Annotated in this window: 11 protein-coding genes; 3 read left to right on the top strand and 8 right to left on the bottom strand. The window is 48.0% G+C overall.

The annotated features are described in order from the left end of the window. Window positions 1–64: 64 nt before the first annotated feature. Window positions 65–1840 carry an aspartate--tRNA ligase gene (gene aspS / locus ACWHYD_RS08655; RefSeq protein WP_447965499.1) on the top strand — a complete coding sequence of 592 codons (1776 nt, stop codon included), beginning with the start codon at window positions 65–67 and terminating at the stop codon, window positions 1838–1840. On the opposite strand, the gene ACWHYD_RS08650 is transcribed toward aspS, so the two are convergent. Next, window positions 1837–2868, bottom strand: a complete 1032-nt coding sequence (locus ACWHYD_RS08650; RefSeq protein ID WP_447965498.1) for a molybdopterin-dependent oxidoreductase — start codon at window positions 2866–2868, stop codon at window positions 1837–1839. The genes aspS and ACWHYD_RS08650 overlap by 4 nt on opposite strands. 95 nt (window positions 2869–2963) lie before the next feature. Between ACWHYD_RS08650 and ACWHYD_RS08645 the strand changes: the two genes are divergently transcribed. Both ACWHYD_RS08645 and ACWHYD_RS08640 read left to right on the top strand, forming a co-directional pair. Continuing rightward, window positions 2964–3980 carry a UDP-glucuronic acid decarboxylase family protein gene (locus tag ACWHYD_RS08645; RefSeq protein ID WP_447965497.1) on the top strand — a complete coding sequence of 339 codons (1017 nt, stop codon included), beginning with the start codon at window positions 2964–2966 and terminating at the stop codon, window positions 3978–3980. A gap of 138 nt (window positions 3981–4118) precedes the next feature. Further along, window positions 4119–5309 (top strand): amidohydrolase, encoded by a 1191-nt coding sequence (locus tag ACWHYD_RS08640; RefSeq protein ID WP_447965496.1) that lies wholly within the window; start codon window positions 4119–4121, stop codon window positions 5307–5309. Window positions 5310–5590: 281 nt separating this feature from the next. On the opposite strand, the gene ACWHYD_RS08635 is transcribed toward ACWHYD_RS08640, so the two are convergent. The 7 genes from ACWHYD_RS08635 to ACWHYD_RS08605 form a co-directional block, all read right to left on the bottom strand. Next, window positions 5591–5935, bottom strand: a complete 345-nt coding sequence (locus ACWHYD_RS08635; RefSeq protein WP_447965495.1) for a hypothetical protein — start codon at window positions 5933–5935, stop codon at window positions 5591–5593. 91 nt (window positions 5936–6026) lie between these two features. Beyond that, window positions 6027–7445: a TolC family protein gene (locus tag ACWHYD_RS08630; protein ID WP_447965494.1), complete on the bottom strand. Its 1419-nt coding sequence runs from the start codon at window positions 7443–7445 to the stop codon at window positions 6027–6029. A gap of 77 nt (window positions 7446–7522) precedes the next feature. Next, window positions 7523–10732 carry an efflux RND transporter permease subunit gene (locus ACWHYD_RS08625; protein ID WP_447965493.1) on the bottom strand — a complete coding sequence of 1070 codons (3210 nt, stop codon included), beginning with the start codon at window positions 10730–10732 and terminating at the stop codon, window positions 7523–7525. A 31-nt stretch (window positions 10733–10763) separates the two neighbouring features. Beyond that, window positions 10764–11858, bottom strand: coding sequence for an efflux RND transporter periplasmic adaptor subunit (locus tag ACWHYD_RS08620; RefSeq protein ID WP_447965492.1), 1095 nt, complete (start codon window positions 11856–11858; stop codon window positions 10764–10766). A 1154-nt stretch (window positions 11859–13012) separates the two neighbouring features. After that, window positions 13013–14545 (bottom strand): proteasome accessory factor PafA2 family protein, encoded by a 1533-nt coding sequence (locus tag ACWHYD_RS08615; protein ID WP_447965491.1) that lies wholly within the window; start codon window positions 14543–14545, stop codon window positions 13013–13015. 21 nt (window positions 14546–14566) lie between these two features. Then, window positions 14567–15385, bottom strand: a complete 819-nt coding sequence (locus ACWHYD_RS08610) for a hypothetical protein (protein ID WP_447965490.1) — start codon at window positions 15383–15385, stop codon at window positions 14567–14569. Continuing rightward, window positions 15378–16169, bottom strand: a complete 792-nt coding sequence (locus ACWHYD_RS08605) for a proteasome subunit alpha (protein WP_447965489.1) — start codon at window positions 16167–16169, stop codon at window positions 15378–15380. The genes ACWHYD_RS08610 and ACWHYD_RS08605 overlap by 8 nt, the downstream gene beginning before the upstream one ends. Between the last annotated feature and the right edge of the window lies 1 nt (window position 16170).

Raw genomic sequence — 16170 nt, 5'->3', positions numbered from 1 at the left:
TTCCATATTCTTGGTTTCATGTTCTCCCATCAAAAGCTGACAGGTATTGGAAAGGATCCTACAGTTGAAACGATCACATCATTGCGGTGAACTCTCCTTGGATCACGTTGGCCAAACCGTGACTCTGGCAGGCTGGGTGGCTAGCCGTCGCGACCATGGCGGAGTGAGGTTTATTGACCTTCGCGACCGCTACGGACTCACACAAATCGTGTTTGATTCAGAAAAGGAGCCCACGGTACATCAACTAGCCGATCATCTTCGCAATGAGTACGTCATCACCGTCACAGGTGAGGTGACGCTGCGACCTGAGGGATCAGCCAACCCCCACATCCCGACCGGTGCCATAGAAATACGAACAACAGCACTCATCATTCTCAATGAAGCCAAACCCCTCCCCTTTGCACTTGACGATACCATCACCACCTCAGAGACCCTTCGTTTAAAGAACCGGTACCTGGACCTTCGACGGCCAAAGATGCAAGAACTTCTTCAACTCCGCAGTCAGGTGTCACATCTCGTGCGACAATTCCTTCACGCCAATCAATTCATAGAAGTGGAAACACCCATTTTAACGAAAAGCACACCGGAAGGCGCACGGGATTATCTCGTACCGAGTCGAGTCAACCCAGGTGATTTTTTTGCACTTCCCCAATCGCCGCAACTCTTTAAGCAGATTCTTATGATTGGGGGAACTGATCGTTATTATCAACTGGCCCGATGCTTCCGCGATGAAGACCTCAGGCTGGATCGACAACCAGAATTTACGCAAATCGATGTCGAAATGTCGTTCGTGGATCAGGAAGATATCATGAACCTGATCGAACATATGGTCAGACTTGTCTTTAAAGAGACCAAGAGCATTGATTTCCCCACCCCGCTGCCTCGGCTGTCCTTTGAAGAGGCCATGGGACGCTATGGAACAGACAAACCGGATCTCCGCTTTGATCTTCAGCTCCAAGACCTGAGTCAATTTTCCACAACCTGCGATTTTAAAGTCTTTCGGAGTGCAGTGGAAAACGGGGGGATCGTTAAAGCCCTTATCGTTCCTGGGGGAAACGCCTTCACCCGAAACCGGATAGACAATCTGATTGATACGGCGAAAGAATTCGGGGCCAAGGGGCTAGCCTGGGTCAAAATTAATGATGAGGGCAATCTGGATTCCTCCATCGCCAAATTTTTCAAGACTCATGCCCTACGTGAAGCGCTCCCCTCGGCCAAATCCGGGGACCTGCTCATATTTGTCGCAGATCAAGCGCCCATCGTCCATCAAGTCTTAGGACGCCTTCGCCTACTGCTGGGAGAGGAGCTTCAATTGATTGACCGAAACCGGTGGGAACCCTTGTGGGTCATGGATTTTCCCATGTTTGAATATGACGATGCCGCCAAACGGTATGTCGCGCTGCACCATCCGTTTACGGCTCCTCACCCAAATGATATCCCGCTTCTGGAAACCGATCCCCTCAAGATTCGAACTCAAGCCTATGACCTGGTGTTGAATGGCTTTGAGTTAGGGGGAGGGAGTATTCGAATTCATGCGCCACAAGTTCAGTCAAAAGTCTTTGACTTACTCAACATCTCCAAAACGGAGGCTCGTGAAAAATTTGGATTTCTCTTAGATGCCTTGGAATCAGGGGCCCCGCCTCATGGAGGCATCGCGCTGGGACTTGATCGGTTGGTGATGTTACTCGGCAAGACGGAATCGATTCGAGAAGTGATCCCGTTTCCTAAAACACAGAAGGCTCAATGCCTGATGACCGAAGCCCCCTCCCCCGTCACACTAGAACAACTACAGGAGCTCTCTATTCGCACGACGGCTAAAAAGCCTGACAACCCCGTTTAAGCGTTCAGTACATCCAGAACAATGGAATGCAATCCCGTTGCCCCAGCTGGCTGTGGTCTCGTGATTTCCGAGGTTTGGATCTTTCCCTTGGTATCGATAGCCCTGACAGACACCATGTGCTTGCCAGGTTTTGGCGGACTCCAATCATAATTCCAGATCACCCAGGTTAACGGAGACAGGGGTGGTTCGATTTCCGCAGACACCCATGTTTTCTCCTGATCAAAACTCAGTTGAACTTCACTGATGCTCTCCGGTCCCCCGTAGGCAATCCCGCGCAAGCGTTGTCGAAGGCCTTGTAACGACTGATAATGACCAGGGCTATCAATGCGGGAAAAAATATGAATAGTCCCATCATCCGTCCAACCTTTTTGCTGCCAGTAGCCTAGGTAGTCTCCGTTATAGACTTCGATTTCCGTAATCCACTTCACATTTTTTATCCCGTAGAGACCTGGAACAATCAGGCGAACGGGAAAGCCGTGATCCTTGGGAAGCTTTTCCCCATTCATCAGATAGGCCAACATGACATCATCTTCCATCGCCCTGGAAAATGGAATGCTGTCGGAATACCCGTCAGCCGCTCTAAAAATCACATCCCTGGCAATGTCTTCATCAGCTCCGATGTTTTGCAAAAGTTTTTTGAGGGAAATTCCTCGCCACATGGCGGTCCCCAAGCTACTCCCGCCTGGAAGCGTATCAATGCACATCAGGGTCACAGCCTGATCAAAGGATTCCCAGTTGAGCAAATCACGCCACTTCATAACCACAGGGCGTTCCACGGCGCCTTTGACCACCATTTTCCATTGCTCCACATCCAGGTCCCGCGTAAAGTTGTAGGAAGCATCCATGAAATTCACGGTATAAAATTTATCGTTCGAGGTAAAATATGTGGTCTCTCGTGGAGGGACCGCAAACATCGACCCCATATCGCATCCAGGAAGGCCGAAGCCAATGGAAGCCAGTCCCCCAAGCTTGAAGAGAGCCCGACGAGACAGAGGAAAAGAAAAAGGAGAATGGTTTGAAAATGGCATAGACATTACCCTATTATCTAACACTCTTGCAGCTTCGGACAAGGTCTCCCGTTCATTGGTTCACACAAATTCAGAAGTATAGAAGGAGAAATCGCATGCGGATATTCATAACCGGAGGCGCCGGATTCCTAGGAAGTCATTTATGTGAAACGCTTATCCTTCAAGGACATTCAGTCATTTGCCTGGACAATCTCCTTACCGGACGCACAGAGAATATCAGTGCCCTCATGGGCCATCCGGAGTTCTCATTTATTCACTACAATGTCTGCGATTACCTTCATGTCGACGGACCAGTCGATGCCGTCATGCATTTTGCCTCACCGGCAAGCCCACAGGACTATCTGGAATTTCCCATCGCCACCATGAAAGTCGGTGCATTAGGCACGCACAAAGCCTTGGGCTTAGCCAAAGCGAAACAGGCGCGATTTCTTCTAGCCAGTACCTCTGAAGTGTATGGGGATCCACTGGTCAACCCACAGCCTGAAACCTATTGGGGCAATGTCAATCCCATTAGTCCCCGTGGGGTGTATGACGAAGCCAAACGATTTGCCGAGGCCTTAACCACCGCCTATCATCGGTTCCATGGCCTCGATACTCGAATTGTCAGAATTTTCAATACCTATGGTCCACGGATGCGCCCAAAGGATGGGCGGGTGGTGTCCAATTTTATCGTTCAAGCATTACAAGGCCATCCGTTAACCGTGTATGGCGATGGGTCTCAGACCCGTAGCTTTTGTTACGTTGATGATCTGGTCGCAGGAATTGTTGCCCTTCTCCAGGCCCCGGCGGACGAACTTCGAAAGAATCAAGAATTTCAGGATTCGGTACGGTTCGGATTAACTCAAGCTAACCTTGGATCTATCCATGACCCAGTTAACATAGGCAATCCACATGAGCTCACGGTTATGGATATTGCCGAGACAGTGATCAAACTCACCAACTCATCGAGCACGATTACGCAACACCCCCTCCCCATCGACGACCCCAAAGTGCGCCGGCCCAATATCGAGAAGGCCAAAACCCTGCTTAAGTGGGAACCTCGGATTACTTTAGAACAAGGCCTCGACAAAGCCATCGACTATTTCCGCTCTCATTTCGACCTCGCAAAGTGAATCAAGGATTAGAGGTTGATCGATTCCGGGAAATCTGTACCCCATTATGGGCTCGATAAGCCCGCGTTCCGCCAATGCTCCGACTGCAACTGATCTGGGCCAGTGGACAGAGACACCTTGCCACCATAGAATAAAAACATGCAGAACATTCGTCATGACCACATACTTGAAGGCATTTTAGTCACCCTTCGCGGTTCCCTTGCGGCTTGCCCGGAAGTAGCCGGATCAGAGGTCATGACCTCAACACTTATCGCAAACTTTCTGCATTCCTATGCACCAGACAAAATCCTGACTCATCTCGGTGGTTATGGAATCGCAGCGGTTTATGAGGGACAACATCCTGGGCCAACGGTGATGATTCGATGTGAACTGGATGGCCTTCCTGTAGAAGAAGCAGACAAAAACCAATGGCTCGTTCCTGGAGCGAACATCGCCCACCGATGCGGTCATGACGGACATATGGCCATCGTGGCGGGCCTGGCACCCCTGCTTCATCGCACGCCACCAAGCTGTGGCCGAGTGGTGCTATTATTCCAGCCCGCAGAGGAAACAGGGGCAGGCGCACGGGCGATTATCGATGATCCGAATTTTGAGAAGGTCCGGCCGGACTACGCCATAACTATGCATAATCTACCAGGCTTTCCCAGCGGGCATGTCGTGTATCGAAGGGGGACATTCGCCAGTGCATCTGTCGGAATGAGAGTTCGTCTCCTTGGTCAAGCGTCCCACGCGGCCGAGCCTGAACAAGCTCGGTCACCTGCAAATGCGGTCGGACAGCTACTCGCTGAACTCCCCCGATTGAGCAGAATCACGGACAATCCCTATCGTATGCTCACGTTGACTCATGCCCAGCTGGGGCTCATGTCGTTTGGGCTTACACCGGGAGAGGCGACCGTGTGTGCCACGCTGCGTGCAGCTTCTGCGGCGAGCCTTCAAACCTTGCAACGCGAAGCTGAACAGTGTGTTCGCGATTGTGCCGCAGCGGAACTGCTCTTTGCGGAAGTCGAGTGGGTGCAGGATTTTCCAGCGACCGTCAACGATGATGCCTTGGTTGATACCTTGGAGCGCGTGTGTCTGGATGCAGGAATTGTGGCCATTGAAATTCCCAAACCGTTCCGCTGGTCGGAGGACTTTGGGCATTTTGCCGAGATTTGCCCTATCCTGCATTTCGGACTCGGCATTGGTGAGCATGCACCGGGCCTCCATCAGCCGGATTATGAGTTCTGCGACGAGACGATCCTGATTGCCGTGAGTGGTTTTTATGAAATGGTCAAATCGCTTTTAATCGGATATGGAAATCGAGGAGAGAATGCCGCGACGGGTACCTGATCAGGTTCGAGAAGATCGCCAAACCTACTTCTACTAAGACAGTAATTCCAGAGACAACTCTAATCAACACCAGAAACCGGTGGAGGGATCTACGAACCGTTCAAGGATTCGGCCGGAACCATCGTCAATATAGACAGGAATAGGCCTGACGGGTGGCTTGATTTCGGGCGAGTACGACACAACAGCAAAAGGGAGAAGGCTGCACGACCATTTCCATTAGCCTTCTTAATATATCTTGCTTAATTGGACAGTACTTTAAGAGAAGGGCGACAAGACAATCCTCATCGAATTTTCAGGGACTTTGGAGGTGTTGGAGGAGTTGGTGGAGTTGGAAGCGTGGTGTCGCCAATACTTGTCGAAGAGCGAGAAGGTTGAATGTCAAAATTTCGAGGTAATGGTAATGCCGAAGACGAGGTCGAATTTTTCAATGTTTGAGCAAGACAAATTTGTAGTTGCGCGATGGCTTGTATGGTAAGGGTGGTAGAATCGTTCGCATAATCCGTGGCCAGCTTTCGGCAAATGACCCCTTCCACAGCTTCCTTGACTTCGAACACATCGGCCAAACCCAACTCCGTAAAGACCATAACCCCAAACAACGCTCTAAAGAACACCGCCTCTATTTTCATGCATCATCTTCCTGGTCGAAGGACATTAAAAATATCCATCCCCTACCGTGTTTTCAACTCAATCCAAGAAAGATTCCAATAAGTAGGGATTTTATTTCCATCCACCGCCTAATGCCTTGTAAATTTTTACTGCCGCGATACGAAGTTGCTTGGCAAAATTGATCAATTCGAGATCGGATTGCAAGGTATTCCGTTGTGCAGTGAGGACCTCCAGGTAGGTTGCCCGGCCATATCTATAGAGTAAGTGTGATGTTTCAACGGATTGTCGCAACACTTCGTTTTGTTTCTTTTTCAGAATATTGATTTTTCGCAAGTTATGAATATTAGAGAGCTCATTGGCCACTTCCACATAGGCGTTCAAAATTGTTTTTTGGTAGTGATACATGGCAGTCAACTGATTGGCTTCGGCATTATTGAACTGTGCTTGTAACGCGTTTCTATTAATAAGTGGTGCGACCAACGTGCCTACGGCGGTATAGGCGATTGAGGCAGGGGCCACAAATAAAAAATCGGGATTGAATGCCTGAAACCCAAAACTTGCCGTGATGTTAAAGCTTGGGAAAAATGCAGCCTTAGCTACTTTCAAATCGAAATTACTGCCCTTGATCTGCAATTCGGCTTCACGAACATCCGGGCGGTTTGCCAATAATTGTGAAGGAACACCCGATGCAATTTCATGTGGAATTTCCGAGAAATATTGGCCTTTGGTCCGTTCTATAGTTTGGGGATAGCGGCCTAACAAAAAGTTTATGTGATTTTCGGTGATCGTAATTTGTTGCAGGACCTCTTTTTCCAAAATACTGGTATTGAGCACTTGAGCCTTGAATAGTTCCACGGCTAATTCAGTTGCCCTGCCGGCTTCCTTCTGCAGTTCAACCACCTCCAACGATTCGTACTGTGTGTGGAGGGTTTGCCTGATGATGTCCAACTCATTATCCAAAGCCTGCAATTCGTTATAATAGATGGCTACATCCGCTACGAGATTAGAAACGACAAAGCTCGTCCCTTCGATACTGGCCAGAAATTTCGCCATTGCGGAACTGCGCTGGTTTTGCAACTTCCCCCAAATATCAACTTCCCATGATGACTGTAAGCCCACAAAAAGATCCGGCAAGTTATCAGGAATTTGTTGACCTGATTTAAAGTCGGTCGTCGCGTTCCCTGCCCCGTCCATGGTGTACAGTCCGTATCGGCGAATGGCGGTTCCTACACCCAAACCCATTGTCGGCATCAGTGCCCCCGTGGCTGCCCGGACACTTGAACGCGAAATTTCAATTCGCTGCAAAGCCATTTGCAAATCAAGGTTATTCTCTATGGCAGTCTCAATTAATTCATGGAGGAGCGGATCAACAAAGTAATCTTTCCATTGGATGTCAGCGATATTCGTGGTATCTGTTTTGTCCTTAAAGCTTGTTGGTATTTCGTTTTCCTGAATGGCCAGATCGGTCTTCAGTCCGGTGCAGCCATTAAAAATTAGAACCAGGAATAAAATGATAAAATTGGAATACATATGACGTTTCATTGCGTATAAGAAAAGAAATTCTAATATTCGTTGAGAATGGACTGAGTTCCCTGACGAAACGGGGACTATTGAAGTTTGGCTAACCTGCGGGCAAGTTTAAACCTCGACTTGAAACTCAACCGGGACGCCTTCCCTGTTTTCGATCTTTCCTCTCGATTTTTGCTCTCTCCCATCGTTGCAAATACCACATATAAGCCCGGGATAAGAATCACGCCGAAAATGGTCCCGAAAAACATACCTCCCGCCGCCGCAGAGCCAATGGTATTGTTTCCGATCTCACCGGCTCCCGAGGCAAACATCAATGGAAGGAGCCCGGCAATAAATGCGAATGATGTCATCAAGATTGGACGCAAACGCAGTGCGGCCCCCTCAATCGCTGCTTCAAAGGCGGTTTTTCCCCGTTTCTGCTGCAATATGGCAAATTCGATGATCAGAATGGCATTTTTACCGAGAATGCCAATCAACATGATCATCGCGATTTGAGCGTAGATATTATTTTCCAAACCCATAATTAACAGGAAAAATAAGGCACCAAAGATCCCAACGGGTAGGGAAAGAATGACCGGCATGGGCAGTAAAAAACTCTCATATTGTGCGGCGAGGAGTAGATACACAAATAATAAGCAAATCAGAAAAATGTAAATGGCCTGATTGCCCATTTGGGCCTCATCTCGTGATGACCCTGCCCAATCGTATCCAAAACCTTTCGGCAATTTACTGGCAGCCACCTCCTTGATGGCGGTAATAGCCTGCCCGCTGCTGTACCCTTTGGCAGGCTGACCATTGATCATGGCTGAGGGGTACATATTGTAACGGGTCACCTGCTCAGGACCATAAATTTTTTCAACGCGAAGAAAAGAAGAAAAGTGGACCATTTCCCCTGTGTCATTTTTGATATATAACTTCATCAGATCATCAGGTTCTGCACGAAACTCTGGAAGCGCCTGGACCATGACTTTATACATCTGGCCGAAGCGGATGAAGTTGGTCGCATACACACTGCCAATCAGTGCTTGAAGGGTATTCATCGCATTTTCAGCCGTGACTCCCTTTTGAGCCGCCTTCTCGCCATCGATATGAAGCATAAACTGAGGAAAACGTGCATTGAAGGTGGTAAAAGCATTAGCGATTTCCGGCCGTTTGTTAAGGTCATCGACAAAGGAATCAGCCGTTTTTTGCAATTCCTCAAGGGTGCCCGAACCGGTTTTGTCTAACAACCGCATTTCAAAACCGCTGGAATTCCCATAACCCGGCACAGGGGGGGGGGTAAAAAATTCAATGCTGGCATCTTTAATATGTTTGGTTTTTTCTTCAAGAAGGCTGATAATTTCATTATCGGAAGCCATTCGTTCATTCCATTTTTTCAAACTGATCAGATTCATTCCGTAGACGGCACCCGTACCTTCCGACAGGATGCTGAACCCGGCAAGACTTGAGACTGAAGTAACATCCTCTAATTCTGAGGCAATCTGCTGCACTTCATCGACAACTTTTTCCGTGCGTTCAAGAGTCGCTCCTGTTGGAGCGGTGACATTGGCATAAATCGTCCCTTGATCTTCATTAGGAATAAAGCCCGAGGGAACAAACGCCCCGATCAAACCGGTGCCCACGGAAAAACCAAGCAGAACCCCAAAAGTGATAATCCTTCTGTTCCCTATCGCGCTAATGAGTTTTTTGTAGTTATCAGAAAGATTGTCATACCACCGATTGAATCCATCAAATAATTTCTGAAGTCGCGATGGTTGAGGGTGCTCGCTGTTGTGGGTATTTTTAAGAAACACGGCACAAAGCGCGGGGGTCAGTGTGAGCGCGGTTATCCCTGAAAGAACAATAGAGCAGGCCATAGTCAAAGAAAACTGCCTGTAAAAAATTCCCGTCGGTCCATCCATAAACGCAACGGGCAAAAACACAGCCGACATGACAAGGGTAATGGCCATAATGGCCCCACTAATTTCATGCATGGCTTCCTCGGTAGCTTGCTGGGCTCCAATTCCTAAACCCTCCATCTTGGCATGAACCGCTTCAATCACCACAATCGCGTTATCGACCACAATACCTATGGCAAGAACCAACGCAAAAAGAGTAATGAGATTCAGAGAAAAACCCATCATGTGCATGAAGAAAAATGTGCCGACCAGAGATACCGGTACGGCCAAAATAGGGATGATGGTGAGCCGAACATTCTGCAAAAAGACAAACACCACCAGGGATACCAGAAGAAAGGCTTCAACCAGGGTTGTCAGGACTTGATGAATGGAGGCATCCAAAAACTGAGAAACATCATAACTGAGGCTGTAATCCATCCCTGGAGGGAATGACGTCGATTTAATTTCCTCCATTTTCTCCTTGATCGTATTGATCACCTCCTTGGCATTACTTCCGGGGCGCTGTTTTAACACAATAGCAGCGGAGGCTTGTCCGTTTTCCTTGGAGAGAACATCATAATCCTGGGAATCGAATTCAATGTCTGCGACGTCTTTTAGCCGCAGAATTTCCCCATCATCCGTACTACTTAACACCAAATCTTCATAAGCTTCTTTTGTATTGTGTTTGCCGGTATATTTCAACACATACTGAAGGGCCTGGGCGTTCTTATTCCTACCTGAGCTTTCGCCAATTTTACCCGGCGCAGCTTCTACATTCTGGGCCTGTAATTTTTCGATAACCTCGAGAGCTGAAATGTTGTACATGACTAATTTATTGGGCCTTAGCCACACACGCATGGCATATTCCCTTGATCCCAAAATTTCAGCAAAACCGACGCCATCAATTCTTTTCAGCTCCTTCAGGACATTGATATCAGTGAAATTGTAGAGAAATTTTTCGTCTATCGTGGGATCCAGACTGAGTATGTTGATATACAACAACATACTGTTTTGTACCTTTTCGACGATCACTCCGGACTTAATCGCCTCTGGGGGTAACTCTTCCAAGGCGGAAGCCACTCTGTTCTGAACGTTGACAGCGGCTATCTCCGGGTCGGTCCCGGCCTTAAAAATAATCTGGATAAGGCTGGTGCCATCATTCCCAGAAACCGACGCCATGTAGGCCATGCCAGCGACACCATTAATGGCTCGCTCAAGTGGAGTCACCACCGCCTTGACCACCGCCTCGGCATTCGCACCAATAAATTTTGACGTCACATTGACTTCGGGAGGAGTAATATCGGGAAACTGAGTAACAGGGAGTTGGGTAAAGGACAATAAGCCCAGCAATGTGATGAAAAGAGATATAACGATGGAGAGAACCGGACGATGAATAAATATTGCAGTCATAGGTATCTAATGTTTCTCAATATTGACTGCTTCACAGCATGGCGGTGGCAATATCAACATGAACAGGGTGCACCTTGTCTCCATTCATCACATTCTCCACACCCTCGAACAGGATCTGTTCGTCTTCAGACAAACCCGATTCCACCACGTACAAATTTGGCAGTCGCATTTTAGAAACAATATTCCTTTGTTCCAGCACATTGTCTTGATTCACCACGTACACATACAATTGATCTTGGATTTCAAATGTTGATTTTTGAGGAATGAGCAACGCATTTTCCAGTATTTTATGAACAATGACCTTCCCATTTGCCCCCTGTTTTAATAGTCCATCGGGGTTGGGGAATCTGGCCCTGAACGCAATATTCCCTGTTGAGCTGTCGAATTCACTTTCAATCATTTCTATCGTTCCTTCATACCCATAAAGGACTTGATTGGCGAGCTCAAAGCTCACAACCTTGGTCCCTCGTTCTCCAGAAGCAATGTAATTAAGATAATCGACTTCTGAAAGGTTGAAATAGGCGAATACCTCACGATTATCAGACAGTGAGGTTAAGATGTCTCCTTCGGCTATCAAACTTCCTACTTTATTTGGAATACGGTTAATGAAACCGTCAAAGGGAGCTCGTATTTTTGAAAACGAAAGGTTTAATGCTTCCTGCTCTTTGTTGGCCATCGCTTCTTCCACGTCGGCTTTCAATGCATCTACCTTGGCTTGAATAACATACAGCTCCGATTTAGACACAATATTTTTTTCTACCAACACGGTCACGTTTGCTAGTTCAACTTTGGCAACCTTCAGGTCTGCCAAGGCACTTCGATACGCCGCGTTCGCTTTTTGCAATTCCTTTTCAAATACGTTATTGGTCAAGGCAAACAATAACTGCCCTTTCTTGACCGGTTGCCCTTCATCAACATAGATTTTTTCAATATAACCTCTAATCTTACTTCGTATCTCTACATAATTCACCGATTGAATTTGGGCGACATATTTGCTGCTATATTCCGCGTCTTCTACGACCGGATAAATCACCTGATGAGTATCGACAGTTTCAGCCTCTTTTTTATACGTGCAGGATACCGTGAGCAAACAGACTGAAATAAACAGAAATGGGCTAATTTTCATTTGAGTGTTTCTTCTATGTGAAATCGTGAACAATGGGACGAATTGAGCTCTCTTGATTCAATCAAATACCGATGGCGTTCCCAACCAGAGAAACTCTTCAGTGCAAAGAAATTGAGCCTACACACGAAATAACGCCTACCCATAGGGAGAAACAGAGCCCAATCCAGGTGAGTGAAACAAGTGGAGGAGTCCGACACCCCATAACTAAAAAACCTATGCGTAAATATATTTTGGATACAGCCTTACAGATATGGAAAGCACAGAAAGAAAAAATACACTTCCTCAAATCAAAACAAATCCGATTTGAGTGCAGGTAGGGATACACAATCGACAATCAGCATCCCCAAGAACACCATAGATCAAACCTAGGATTTTTTCCGCACCGACACTGGCTTTCCTCAACGTGAGTCCAAATGTTCTCTGCAATGACAGACAACGGGTTTTCATGGAAATGAAATAAAGCCCGATTGAGGACATAACGCAGGCGCCATAAATTTCATCCAGATTGCCAGCTACCTATTTTCTCTGAGAATTTGGTCCTCCCTCCCTTAATCACAAAATAAACCTATCCCAATTCATTTCATAAAAACAAAGCTCTCAGTTATCGTTGGTGCAGCCTCGACTTCCTGACATCGTGCGGATGGGACATTCCCACAAATTGGTTTCATTCGTGCGAGGTCAAAACTACCATGGCTATAAACTCCATTGACATTTAATGTTATGGCTTTCAAGACCAAACTGGACAGAACCATACCTAGGGATTTCATCCTTTCCTAAAGATAAAGAGAGCAAATTATGAGCCACAGCCCTCACCTTCGAGACGGGCTAAAAACTTCCAATAAATTGGTGGTAATTATAGGGCGCCATTTGAAAAATGATCCTTACATGTCAGGATGCCACGATCTATCACGCTATCCTCCACTAAACCACGAAAAACCGATATTTAAGACATATTGTTTTATTACCTGGAGTTCCTATCCTGAAGGATCAGCTAGCCTAGATATGATTTCGTTAAAAAATTTTGATAACGCCCTTGACATTCGCCTGCTTGCCTTCCCTTAGTTTAAGTTATCACTGTCGAATAATGCAGTAAAGGCGTCAACACTTAATAAACGGCAGACTAAATGGTGCCACCGGCATACTCGGTCCGAGCTTTAGATATCTGGTTTATTAGGGAGAGATTCCATGGAAGGGCGAGAGGACCATTCATCGCAATAATCGCGGCTTTCCTGCACATAGCTGCGAAAGGGATCGGCCATGACAAAAGCCGGACTCCCCTGAAGTTGCAAAACCGACCAATTGATGACATAAGGTGGCCGGCGCGGATCATGATGGCCTGTCGCCTTCTCTAAGAAATCCGCCCACCCTTCCTTAACGATATGGCGAATGATTTCTGATCGCCCGAACGCACGGGTATTTCGTGGTGGATGACCTTTCGCCAACTCGACCAGGTCATTCGTCGTAAAGCGCGGCGCATCGCCTTCTTCTGCCATGCCATGGTACAGCCCTGCCTGTGGATCGACATTGTGATATTCCAAATCCAAACTTTTCAACCAGGGATCGTCCCATTCCAATTTCTCTGCTTCCCGAAAGGTTTCCAGCAACGAGAGCTTGGAGGCCCAATCAACCCGGCCCACCACCTCCTGATACCCTTTGTGTAAATCCTTCACGACCGATTCCCAATGGGCCAGAACCCAATCTGTTTCCTCATCCTGCCCGGCATAGTGTTTATCAGCGGCTTCCCAAAATTGCTCCTGGATATCCAAGGCAGAAAGGTGCTGGCCGGTTGAGAGAGTGACCATCCATTTTTGCTGAGGGTCGCGGGAGATGGCTCGCAAGGTCTGGACAGGATCATCGAAATCCAACCCTTGTGGGGCATGCCCTTCTTCGATTAATTGCAGGACCAATCCGGTTGTACCCATTTTCAATAGGGTGGCCTCTTCTGCCATGTTCGAATCGCCCATGAGCAAATGCAAACGCCGGAACCGTTCGGGGTCGGCCAAGGGCTCATCCCGGGTATTTACAATGGCCCGGTTGTGTTGGACCCATTCAAAAAAATCGTTGACGATGTAATCCGGACGCTGGGAAATTTGATAGACCACCCCCTCTGCCGCTGATCCCCGTGACCGGTCTCTCCCACGCCCTTCAATATCGTCCAGGTTAATCCAGCCATCCACGGAACGTGCCATCCCGATTCGGCCGGCGCCGGTAAAGACCTGGCGTGTCACCAGAAAAGGCATTAGTAACCCTAATCCTTTATAAGTAAAGGGAAAATTTCGCGTGACCAGGTAGTTTTCATGGCAGCCAAATGTCGCGTCTGTCTCATGATCAATATTATTTTTTATGATCGACACCAACTCAGAAAGCCCTAGTTCATCCAGACAGTCCTGCAATAGCCAATCTCCGGCACGGTCCACAGCCACGAGATCCCACAACGAATGGCATTCCGGCGAGGCATATTCAAGATGTCCCATATCGACATACATCCGGCCTGCGTTGAGCAAAAAGCCTCCATTGCCTGGAGGTTCATCATGCCCACGATAATGCCAATCAATCACGCCATGTTTTTTCTGGCCAAACAAATATTCAATGATCCGGCGTGCGACCCAGGAAGGAGACACGTCCGGTTGATCGGCCTTAATGAGCAGGCCATATTCGGTTTCAATGCCGAAGATTCGATTATGCATAGGAATCTCACTCTGCCAGGATTAGGTGGCAGGCTGGAACACGGGAGGAATGAAGGACTGTAATTCCGACTGACTCAGAACACGATAGGTTTCCATCTTCCCGCTCTCCCGATCCAGCAATACACATTCCAGTGCTTCCTTGGAGAGCGTTTCACGAATTCGTGAAGCAATGGCCTCATCGTCTGGAATGGTGGACATGGAAGTGGCTGCCGAAGAGGTGCTTGCCCCCTCTTCTGAATCCGAAGAGGGGGTCGAGGTTTGGAGGTGACTCGCAATCCCCCACAGCCGGAGACTCACCTCCACCGCCGACGGCAAAGAAGAGAGAGGACTATGGTTTTTCCATTCCTGAGTAAGACACCCACGGATTGACGGGGAAGCCGCCAGCAACCCGAATTCGCGTTGCTCCTCAAACATGCCATCATAATTGATGCTGAGCAAGCGGTCGCGATCCTGGGTAGCCCCGACTTCTGCCAGCAAAATTTTGGCAATGTAGGGTGCCTTGAAAATTTCTTCAAAAGCTTGCTTAATGACAGGGGCCAGACCATTTTTCATCAGGCGGGAAGCGGTCACATCCGCGGGTGACCGTTGAAACCCTTCCACGTGGGCCATATCCAAGAGGGTATACCGTAATTTCTCCAGATCAGCCGGGTGCCCCATGCCTCCTAGCGCAATGCGATCGTAAATTTCATAGATCTTTTCCGTACCCCGATTAAAAGTCAGCAACAGAATTCCTTGGGCAAAGGAAACACCGACTAATGGATTGCCTTGTGTGAATTGATCGTCCAGATAATTTCGTCGATTGGCGACAGCTTCAATCCATCGATAGGGTTCTTCATACATGATTCAGCACCTTTTCTGAAAACAGCGATTTCAACCGTTCGGCGGGAATGGTCCTCACTCCTTCAGGGGAAATGCGTTTGACGACGGGGTACAATTGAGCCTGCGCGTCCACTCCACCGGTGGCAGAATCAAACTCTGCAGCACTGGTCATTAGCCGAAGCACGAACGTCAGGGCGTCTTCTTCATTCATCCCAGCCACGGGACCACTCCCCCACCGATTCATGTAAAACAAAATCCCCCGAATCGTAGAAGATCCTGATCCTGACACGGCATATTCTACCGCCTCGAATTCGGCTCCTAAGATGTCGTAGAAAAAGATCTTCCCGCATCCCTCAAGTTGATCATACCCCGCAAAAATTGGCGCCACGGTTCCGGTTCCTGCCAACGCCGCAGGCGCATTGTTTTTCAACAATGTCGATAAGGCTCGCAACTTTCCCTCAAAACTCAAATCCTGCAATTGGCTTCTCCGGTAATACTTAAAAGAATGCTCTAAGATTCTTGCCATTTCAAACGCGGTGGCAGGAACACCTGCAATGGCCATGACCGAAAAACGATCCAATTCCAAGACCTTATCAGTCCGATCATACATCACGACATTGCCGGCCGTTGCCCGCCGGTCACCAGCTACGAGGACACCATCTGCATACTTGATGGCAAAGACCGTCGTACCGGTTGTAATATCAACATGGGCTGATGGCCCGCTGACATTGAACGGCTGACAAAAATCGTCAACCGCATAGCCACGTTCTCGTAAAATCTGAATAAAATCTCCCTGTTGTCCCATC

It is taken from the genome of Nitrospira sp. Ecomares 2.1 (genome assembly GCF_965152585.1).
This window is presented reverse-complemented; position numbering and strand designations above follow the sequence as displayed.